Raw genomic sequence first — 9996 nt, 5'->3', positions numbered from 1 at the left:
GTATAAGCCTTGAACCACCTTTGTACTGTGGCACTTCCTCTTCCCAACACTACCGCTAAATCTTGTATTGTCCTTACCTGACCTATCTTTAGTAAATACAATGCTTGAATACGTTCTTTTCCTAATGCTGTTTTCTGTTTTTTCAGCAGTTCACGTAATTCCTCTGCCGATTCTTCTATTTTTACTTTGGTGACTCCAGCCATGAACTTCTGCTCATATTTCTGACTTAACTATTTCTATCATTTTTTTAGTGAATTGGTATCAGTTGTTATTCCTCTTGCTCCCCTGCTCCCCTGCTCTCCTATTCGCTATTCCCCTCTTGCTCGTATGCTTGCCAAGCCAAGTCTACCAGTCCATCAATGATCGCAGCTGCCACAACTGCATTACCTTTGCGACTGTCAATAATAATGTGAGGAACTAAAGAGTCTTGCAAGCGACCTTTTGCAGTATCTACATTAACAAACCCAACTGGAGTCGCAACGATTAAAGCAGGTTGAATTTCCTCGGCTTCGATTAAATCAACCAGTGCAGTCAATGCTGTTTGGGCTTGACCGACCACAAAAATTCCCTCTGGGTAACGCTTGGCTAGAGTTTCAATTCCCCAAGCTGCACGAGTTTTTTCTTTCTGAGGACGCGTCAGAGCTTCCATGCTGCAATAGACTGGATTAGCAAAAGTATTTTGAATGTCGTAAGCGATACCTACTTGTACCATTGGGATGTCTACCACAATAGTGCTACGCGCCGCTAATGCTGCCGCACCAGCTTGCAAGGCACGCTCAGAAAAGCGGATTAAAGACTTATACTCAAAGTCAGCTGTGGCATATATCACCCGCCGAACAATTTCATACTCTGCGGGTGAAAAGACATGATCGCCGATTTCACTATCAATGATTGCTAAACTTTGAGCATCAGTTACGTGCCATTCCATTGCTATTGCGCTCTGAGATACCAGCTTTCAGCTTATCAGCTTCAGAGAGTGAGGAGTAAGTAGTTAAGAGTTATAAGTTTTTAATCAACTCCTCACTCCTAACTTTTAACTCTTAACTGGCATTAGAAGAAGGGGGGCGACTAAACATCGGAGACAAGTAAGCAACCAGAACGCCAATCAGAAAACCAGATATATTACGAACTAAGGGCAACCAATCGCTGGTGCGTGTTACTACTGGCCCAATACCGAAGGCAATAAACAAAATTCCCCACAAAGGCGAAAAAATTAAAGCCCATTGCCAAGCGAAAACTTGTCCTTCAGTGCGGGGTTGAGCTGCAAATCCACAAATAAATCCACCAATGACTGAGGTAATCAAGGTAAGAATCCATTGCTCTCGTGGTAGTCCGGGAACGACATTACAACCACCCTTCAATAAACAGCCTTTAACTGAATCTAAGGCTTGCAAGATGGCTTGGTCTTCGCCTTGTTCTCGCACAAAATATAAATTTCCGAAGCGGGTTTGTAGTTCTATCCAGAAAGTTCGCGGTAGAAGTTCATAAACAGCATCACCGACACTAAAGCTGAGGATGTTACCACCACGAGAATCAGCAACTAGCAAAATACTTTTGTCATCCAAACCCCAATAGTTGATCACTGCGCGACCTGGGGTGCGGTCATACTGAGTCAATACTCGCAATTTCCAACCAGTATCGGCTTCAAATTGCTCTAAATCTTGGACAAGCCTTTCTTCTTGCAAATCAGGGAGAGAGCTAGCTAAATCTACAACTGGAGTAAAAGTATTTGGTAATAAGTCGGGATTCTCATAAGCCAGTGCTGGGGAAGAATGCATCGCCCAAATTGACCCAGCCAAGAAAAATACCGCAATGGATACTAGAAGTCGTCGCCAAAAACAAAATTGCATGGACGTTTGTATATAAATATCAAGGTTAAAAGTGAACAAGTTGTTTTAAAAGAGTACGGGAAAAGTGATAGTTCTTTACACTTGTTTACTTTACTCTAATCTAAGGGATCTAAGCAAAGCCTCAGTCTTGCTTTCTTAATTTTTGGGGATCAGAAACTAGGGGCTGAGAAATTGATGTCTACCCTATGCTGCGATACTTCTTCTTTTCTAGTACCTAATCGCCATCAAAATTTAACTGATTGGCCGTAATACCAATTCCAGAAAAAAATGAGACAGATGCGTAGGTTGGGTTGAACAAAGTGAAACCCAACGTATACAAGACTGCTGTCCTCCTCTGGGACGGGGGAGGCTAACGCCAATGGAGAGGATGTAAGACCAATTCGCGGACGCAAATCCAAGATGCGGCAATCTTCTGTGAAGTTGGAAGCCAACACTGCACTTGGTACTCCAAGTCAGTCTGGGTAGTTCACTCTTGATTGTACCAATCATCAGAGGCTATAGGTTTGGAGAGAAAATTTTCATCATTGTCCTCCCTGCTAGGAGGCTGATTGTAACCATCCTTAATGCGGTACGCCTCAGCTTTTGTCCGGCGCTCTTCTTGTCTGAGTACTTCGCGTTCTCGCAACGTCAGTGATGGTGTTTCATTAATGGGCAGACGTTCAACAGGTCGCCGTGCAGGTTTTTGGCGCGTGAAGGTTTTCCACGCAGTTTTGACACCAACAAAGATGCTGCGTGTACCGACTTGAACATTTTGAGCTTGTTTTCTCGCACCATCCAAGCTTTGGTCAACTTGCTTAACAACTTGACTAGCGCTTTTTACACCTTCACTGACATCATCAGTTAAATCTGTAATTTCCAAGCCAGTTGTACGGATGGCGTTTAGCGTCGGTGGTAAATCTCGTGAAAGAGTATCAAAAAGCTTTTCTGCACTACGAGCAGCGCGTGCCAACTCCTGTAAAGCTGGTATGGCTGCTACCAAAACAGCAGTCAGACTGGTAGCGACTAAAAGTAGAGATAGTCCCAGCCAAAACAGGGGATCAATCACGGTTATGCTATTTATGAGTGTTCTAGTTGTTGGGGAAGAGGATCTGAGTTTTCTTGAGTCTTTTGACGCTTCAAGACTTGACTTTCACGTTGGCTGGCATCTACACCATCGGCGATCGCTTCTCGTAATCTATCTAAAGTTTCATCCCAGTTTCGCAGTGCGCTGGCAGAAAGACGGTCTGCCTGAATTTGCACACTCGTTGATAAATCCTCCGCCAATTCTGGTAAGGCATCGGCAGATTTTTTTAAAAGTTTACGCGTTTCGCGCCCTGTGCGTGGAGCAACTAGCAAACCAGTCAAGGTACCGATAGTAGCTCCCAACATCAAACCGCCAAAAAATACTCCAGAACGGTTATTAGACATGTTATTTTTTATCTCCTTACAATCATTTTAGGTGGGTTTCCTCCCCTTGCAAGACCCAAATGATTTTATCTAATTAATGTATGGTGACAATATACCAGCTAGAAATGTTGCTGTGATTTATGCTTAGCGAGTCAGTGGTCAGTTGTCGGTTGTCAGTTGTTTTTGATCTGGGCTACTAATTACTAACCACTGACCACTGACAAAACTATATCCCTTTGTGGGTAGAGTTTTTATTTTGCGATCACCTTTTTCCCTAATGTAGCCCCTGGTCTGCGAAGCGATCGCCCCCAGACTCGTCGTCCCAGAAACAGCAGACCGACAATTTGCCGCACTTGCTGAATTTTTACTTGTAGCCCTTGGTTTCCCTGGCGTAAGTTATGAATATTGCGCTGTCCAATATAAATATTTTCCGGTGCATTATACAGTGCTGCATAAGTATTACGTTCATAGACTGTCAGTTTATTGGCGATTTGCCTTATCAACTGCTTGAGTTTCCATACTCGCCAAGCCACATAAAATAGTATTAACGAGATGAGGGTGTTAATGACGACAACTATCATTACCATTGTTTACCTTCACCAAGGTTAGGTTTAATTGGCTCTGATTTCATGATAGCGGCAGAGTATGTGCCTTAATCAACTCTGAAATTTATTGAACTATACTTTACCATCCCCAAGTACCAGGGCTACCCTTGAATGGCCCAACAATATCATTGGTAATCCAACCACCATAAAAGTTACCTAGTTGCGGTTGTACCCTTTCGTCATTGACATAACAGGCATCCATGAGATGGGCATAAAACGCTACATGATCTTTAAGAGATGCAAAAGCTGGTGTCGGGTCGGGGTAAAACCAGGCAGCATTCTGCACTTCTTTATCACCTACACGAATGGTGTAATAACCTGCGTTTCCTTTCCACTCACAAAAACTAGATTGTGGTGTCAGTAGCAAGTGTTCCATTTTTATATCCGTAGGGGGGATGTAGTAACCAGGCGGGTGACTAGTTTCTAAAACACGCTTAGCGCTGTGGGTATCTGCAATTGTCACTCCATTAAAAATAATCTGGATATGTTTGTTTGTATCCTCCAGGCGAGGAGGACGTGGGTAATCCCAAACTGATTCTTGTCCAGGAGCAGGGTTAATACGTTGAGGGTAGGGCATAGGAGGATGGGAGGGAGCAGAGGTGCAAAAGGAACAACAACTAACAACTAACAACTGACAACTGACAACTGACAACTAACAACTAACAACTAACTTTTATCGCACTTCTTTCAAGCTTTCAACTTGGTTGGTAAACATCTCCGTAAACAGACTCATCACAGTCCGTTCTTCTCGGACTTTGATATTTGCACTAATTGACATACCTGACTGCAAAGGGATGTCTCTGCCTTTTATATTTAGAGATTGTTTATTTAAACTAATTTTTGCTGGAAATCGATAAAATTTATGTGTTTCATCTGGTGGTAATGCATCTGACCCTATCCCAGCTAATTCTCCCTTAATGTCCCCAAATTCGCTGAAAGGAAATGAATCAATTCTCACATCAACTTTCATGCCTTTCTTCACAAAACCGATGTCTCTGTTTGTGATAAATACTTCAGCTATATACTTATCGTTAGGTACGATTTGGAGAAGTTTTTGGGTAGGATTGGCTACGTAGCCAGGATTTTTAGCTTGTAAATCAAAAACTGTCCCAGCTACAGGGGCATGAAGTTCTTGATATTTGTAGTTCAGTTGAGCTTGAGAAATTTTACTATTGATATCTGCCAAATTTTGCTCATTGTCTAAGACAATTTTCATAAATTGGCTATCAATGTCAGCAATGCGCTTTTTGTTATCAGCTATTTTTTCTAAAATGGTTTTATAAGAAATAGCAACAGTATTGTTTAAATCCTGTCTTCCTTTCTCAATATCAAATTGCAGACGTTGCTGTTCTTCACCTAGTTGTGCTACTTCTGCGATTAAAGTTTGCACCTGTTGTTTCTGGTTAAGATACTGAAGCTGAGAAATTCCACCTTCTTCGGATAGGATTTTCAGTTTATCTAAAATCTCTTGTTGGATAGCTAAACCTGACTTGGTATCGGCCAATTTAACTACAGTTTGAGCAAGTTGTTTTTTGGTTTTCTCAACCTCTAATTGTGCAGCAGCAGCGCGAGATTGTAATTCTCTTCTAGAAATTTGGAGACGTTGTCGTTCATCAATTCCTAACCCTGTATTCGCAGTAGAGTTGTTCAATTCAGTACGTAACAATTCATTTTCTGCAACTAATGCTGCCCGACTTTTTAATAAAAAGGCAGCATCTCTGGGCAAATTACTACGTAAAAATTCTGCTTCCGATGTTACTGCACCACTTGCATTCATCAAGCGGCGATAAATTTGGTTTTCTTGCGTTAATGCAGTACGAATTTGTTTTAAAGAATTTAATTGAGCAAGTGTGGCAACGCTCTCAAATGTTAATAACAAGTCTCCTTGTTTGACAGTTTGTCCATCTTTTACATGTACCGTTTTTACTACCCCATTGACAGGAGCCTGAACTTCTTTAACTGTACCTTCGGGCTTTAACTGACCAGTAGCAGGCACGACTTGCTCGATTTTAGCGAAATACGCCCAGGCAATGCCAACACATGCTAACCCTACCAGAGTGATCATAATTGTGCGTGACCAAACTGGAGATTGGCGCAGCACAACTGATTGCTCAAAATTACCGTCGTATGGGTTAATTAAAGGTTTTTTGGCAGCCTTTTTTTGATCTATAGCTATCAATGAATCTGCTTTGACTTTGTTTTCTTTTTTGCCGTTACCATTATGGCTATTTAGGCGATTTCCATTATTAAGTTGAGTCATAGTAATTTTATGTTTTAACTGTAGAATTGGGACTGGGAAAGTATTGATTATGGTCAATAATTTTGAATTATTGACCATTGACAAATGACTATCACAAGTTAACTTCTTGTTGTTGGTATAGGTAAAAATAATGACCTTTAGCAGTCATTAGTTCTTGATGACTTCCTTTTTCTATGACTCTGCCACCATCCATCACGACAATAACATCTGCATGGCTGACGGTGTTGAGACGGTGTGTAATAAAAAATACAGTATTACCTTGAAATGCTTTAGCTAAATTCAAACAAACTTGTCGTTCTGTAGGATAGTCTAAAGCACTTGTTGCTTCGTCTAGAACTAACAATTCTGGTCGTTGTAAAATAGAACGAGCGATCGCAATTCTTTGTCGTTGTCCACCAGAAAGTCCAGAACCCCTTTCTCCAACTCGTGTATTGTAACCATTGGGCAAGTTCATGATAAACTCATGAGCAGCTGCAACACGAGCAGCTTCGATAATTTCGTCTGTTGTGGCATCGGGATTGGTCAGAGCAATATTTTCCTGAACTGTGCCATCAAACAATAACGGGTCTTGAGGAACTACACCAACTTGTCGCCGCAGCGAGTAAAGTTCTACTTTAGAAATATCGTAACCATCAATTAAAATCCTGCCAGATTCTACTTCGTATAGTCTCAGCAGTAATTTCATCATCGTACTTTTACCAGAACCGCTTTGTCCGACGATGCCGACAAATTTCCCCGCTGGAAAATCCAAATTGACATTAGAAAGTTGCATGGGGCCACTCGGCGCAAACCGGAAGGAAACATTTTCATATTTCACTGCACCGACAATGGAGGGTAAAGGAATATTGTGACGGTCTATTTCTGCTTCTTGTGGTGTATCAACAATATCGCTTAAACGTTCTAGAGACAGTGCAGTTTCTTGGAAGCTTTGCCAGAGTTGAGCCAAGCGTAATATGGGGCCAGTAACGTAACCAGAAATAATTCTAAAAGCGATTAATTCTCCTAAAGTTAGTTCGCCTTGGAGTACTAAATAAGCGCCTACCCATAAAACTAGCAAGCTACTGAGTTTATTGAGAAAGTTGCTAGTAGAGTTAGCCAGGGTAGATGTAACAACGGTTTTAAAACCAGCAGCTACATACCGAGCATAACGCTCTTGCCAGGAAAAGCGCGATCGCAATTCGATATTTTGTGCCTTCACTGTTTGAATACCTGACATCACCTCAACTAAATAAGATTGAGTTTCAGCGTTGCGTTCGGCTTTAGAACGTAACTGTCTACTAACAGTAGGAGAAGCAATTAAAGTAATAACTACAAAGACGGGAATCGTACCCAAGCCTACCAAAGTCAATTGCCAACTATAGAACAGCATGACGATGATATAAACCACCGAGAACAGAGCATCTAAACCGACTGTTAAAGCTGTACCAGTTAGAAACTGACGGATATTTTCTAGTTCATTGATGCGGGTGGCTAATTCACCGACAGGTCGGCGTTCAAAGTAGCGTAAGGGTAGACGTAATAAATGGTCGATAATTTGTGACCCCAAACCCATATCAATGCGGTTGGTAGTGTCGACAAATAAATAAGTCCGTAACGTAGTTAAAACTGCTTCAAATATACCTACAACTAATAGTAACAAACCCAAAACATTTAGGGTACTAATACTATTTTGAACGATAACTTTATCGATGATTAGCTGGATTACTAGAGGATTTGCCAATTGCGCCAACTGTACAAAGAAAGAAGCAATAAAGACTTCTATCAGAACTCGGCGGTAGCGCGACATATAAGGAAGAAACCACCGCAAACCGAAGCGTTCTTGGGGTGTTTCTTTAGTAGTCGCTAGCAACAATGTTCTCATCTGAGGCGGATAATTGCCTTCATCAACCTCTAATTGTTCTACCAACTGCGCGGGTTTACAGCGAACAATTCCTTGGGATGGCACACCCACAACAACATTGTTGGCATCTACTGCATATAAAACAGCAAAACTATCACCATAGCGAATCAATGCTGGTGTGGGAATGCGTGTGACTGCGGCGATTGGTAAATCTACTAATTGCGCTTTTAATCCGATTAATTCTGCTAAGTATGCACAAACTTGAAACGATATACTACCTTGGCGTTTAATCTGCTCATTTAAAATGCGGCGAACCACCTCCCGACGAAACGGAATTTGCAGGTGTTTCGAGAGCATTTGGAAACAGGCAGAAGTTATGTTTAATTCTCCTTTACCGCCAACAAATGGATATTTTTGGTTTTTTTGTGACTCTGTTGAAGAATAAGATGCGGACTGAGGAACCTCTTCATCCGACGCATAAGGAATTTCTATGTCATCTGCAAGATTTGGTCGAGTCTCTTTGAGGGTCAGTTGTTCTTGCTGCAACTGATGACTTTCATTATCGAGGAATAATAAATCTGCCGGAGATAAACTAATCAAACGAGCCGGATTAGTTCCTTTAACTTCGATTGTTTGTTTGCCGTCAATCGGTTCTAAACGAGAACCTGGTGGGAAATCTGTGACTGTACCACCGCCACTCACAAACCAGATACTTTCACTATCTAGTTGATTGAAGGGGGTTTTTCCTAGAGGTAAGTAATGTACTTTTGCTTCTGGTAGAACTTGTTGTACGAGTTCTTTGAGATTGATTGTAGCGTTAGCTTGTTTTTCTAGTTGCGAACCCAGGATATCAAAGATTTCTACTAGATGAGTGTGGTTTTGCCGTGCATTAGCAAAGGCTGGGTAGGTAGAGAGAAGACGTAAATATTCAGTAGCGCTCAAGGTCAAACATACCACTTCAGTAGAGGCGATCGCTGTCTCACAAGCTACCTCACGCAACAAATCCACTTCACCAATAATTGCTCCTGGTTGTAGCAATTTTAGAGTAGTTGGTATTTGTGTCTGGGGGTCATATCCTAACAGACGGACTTGACCCTCATAGAGAATTATGACTTGATCGGGGATTCTTTCCTTGCCAACAATTTTCTGACCAATGCGATATCGCCAAGCTTGCAGCCGTTCTGATAAAGTAGCGATCGCCTCAGCTGGTAGTTGGTCAAACCCCTCTAGGGTAGTGATAAATTCTTGAAATTCGCTCTTAATATAAGTCATTCTTAGTTTAGTCAATCAGTTTATCTACGTGTTTCGTAATCGTTGATGCTTGGTATCAGATCTGGCATCATATTACTTTTAATTAGATTTGACACTTTTATGGACTGTCTTAAATCAAAGTGACAATACTGTAAAAAGATTGACGATAGTTTATCACTGGGTTAAGTTGTCATAATTTTAGGGATTTTGTACACTGATTTGTTTTTTTTATATGTTGAAAATTAGCTGATAGAGGCTCATTTCGTGCCAAAACTTGTTAAATTTATGATTAAGTAATACTGACAACCAAGGTATCACAACTTTTCTTGAAGATAAACACTTAAGATAATATACTTAATATCGTCGATTAAATAATGTAATTTTTTTACATTTGCTTAATAACAGGATAATTACCGCAAAGCTTAAGATGCTGTGAGTTGATATATCTTAGCCGCGATCGCAAGCTTGCTTGTAAAGAAGCTAGCAGCAATCATTCTGAGTAAAACACTTTATAAATACTGCGAAACAGTCCCAACTAAATTTCGTGTACAAATAAATAATTTTTTTTCAAAGTTATAGAAACAGGCTTACGCATGTTAATCATAACTAAGTCCAAATGTTTTCAGTAAAAACACTGGTTTTAATTTTTAATATTAATTGTTGAGAGATTAATACTTTTTTAGAAATACAATTTACGAAGCTCCTTCGGGGCGAGAACTGGCGTAGGAAAGGGAACAGAAGAAAAGAAAAACCGCACTTCTCTTCGTTGATCGCAGTGGCTCCCCAATGCCTTGCTATGGTATA

Annotated in this window: 9 protein-coding genes; all 9 read right to left on the bottom strand. The window is 40.9% G+C overall.

Annotated elements, in window-relative coordinates; genetic code table 11:
• The coding region (locus I8751_RS13115; RefSeq protein WP_214439601.1) for a helix-turn-helix domain-containing protein at positions 1 to 203 on the bottom strand (203 nt) is incomplete at its 3' end.
• Positions 204 to 301: 98 nt separating this feature from the next.
• The gene (locus I8751_RS13110) at positions 302 to 928 is read right to left on the bottom strand and encodes a precorrin-8X methylmutase (RefSeq protein ID WP_214439600.1); all 627 of its coding nucleotides are present in this window, start codon (positions 926 to 928) and stop codon (positions 302 to 304) included.
• Between the two features lie 112 nt (positions 929 to 1040).
• Positions 1041 to 1850: a TPM domain-containing protein gene (locus I8751_RS13105; protein ID WP_214439599.1), complete on the bottom strand. Its 810-nt coding sequence runs from the start codon at positions 1848 to 1850 to the stop codon at positions 1041 to 1043.
• 466 nt (positions 1851 to 2316) lie between these two features.
• The gene (locus I8751_RS13100; RefSeq protein WP_214439598.1) at positions 2317 to 2895 is read right to left on the bottom strand and encodes a DUF948 domain-containing protein; all 579 of its coding nucleotides are present in this window, start codon (positions 2893 to 2895) and stop codon (positions 2317 to 2319) included.
• Between the two features lie 11 nt (positions 2896 to 2906).
• On the bottom strand, positions 2907 to 3257 hold the full coding sequence (locus I8751_RS13095; protein WP_214439597.1) for a YtxH domain-containing protein: 351 nt from the start codon (positions 3255 to 3257) through the stop codon (positions 2907 to 2909).
• 230 nt (positions 3258 to 3487) lie between these two features.
• Positions 3488 to 3817 carry a hypothetical protein gene (locus tag I8751_RS13090; protein WP_404800431.1) on the bottom strand — a complete coding sequence of 110 codons (330 nt, stop codon included), beginning with the start codon at positions 3815 to 3817 and terminating at the stop codon, positions 3488 to 3490.
• Positions 3818 to 3920: 103 nt separating this feature from the next.
• A complete protein-coding gene (locus I8751_RS13085) occupies positions 3921 to 4418 on the bottom strand; it encodes a DUF427 domain-containing protein (RefSeq protein ID WP_214439595.1) in 498 nt (165 codons plus the stop codon).
• Between the two features lie 96 nt (positions 4419 to 4514).
• A complete protein-coding gene (locus I8751_RS13080; protein WP_214439594.1) occupies positions 4515 to 6101 on the bottom strand; it encodes an HlyD family efflux transporter periplasmic adaptor subunit in 1587 nt (528 codons plus the stop codon).
• Positions 6102 to 6192: 91 nt separating this feature from the next.
• Complete coding sequence (locus I8751_RS13075; RefSeq protein WP_214439593.1) at positions 6193 to 9213, bottom strand: peptidase domain-containing ABC transporter; 3021 nt, start codon at positions 9211 to 9213, stop codon at positions 6193 to 6195.
• Positions 9214 to 9996: the final 783 nt, after the last annotated feature.

This window comes from Atlanticothrix silvestris CENA357 (assembly GCF_016056295.1).
In the GTDB taxonomy this organism is placed as follows: domain Bacteria; phylum Cyanobacteriota; class Cyanobacteriia; order Cyanobacteriales; family Nostocaceae; genus Atlanticothrix; species Atlanticothrix silvestris.
This window is presented reverse-complemented; position numbering and strand designations above follow the sequence as displayed.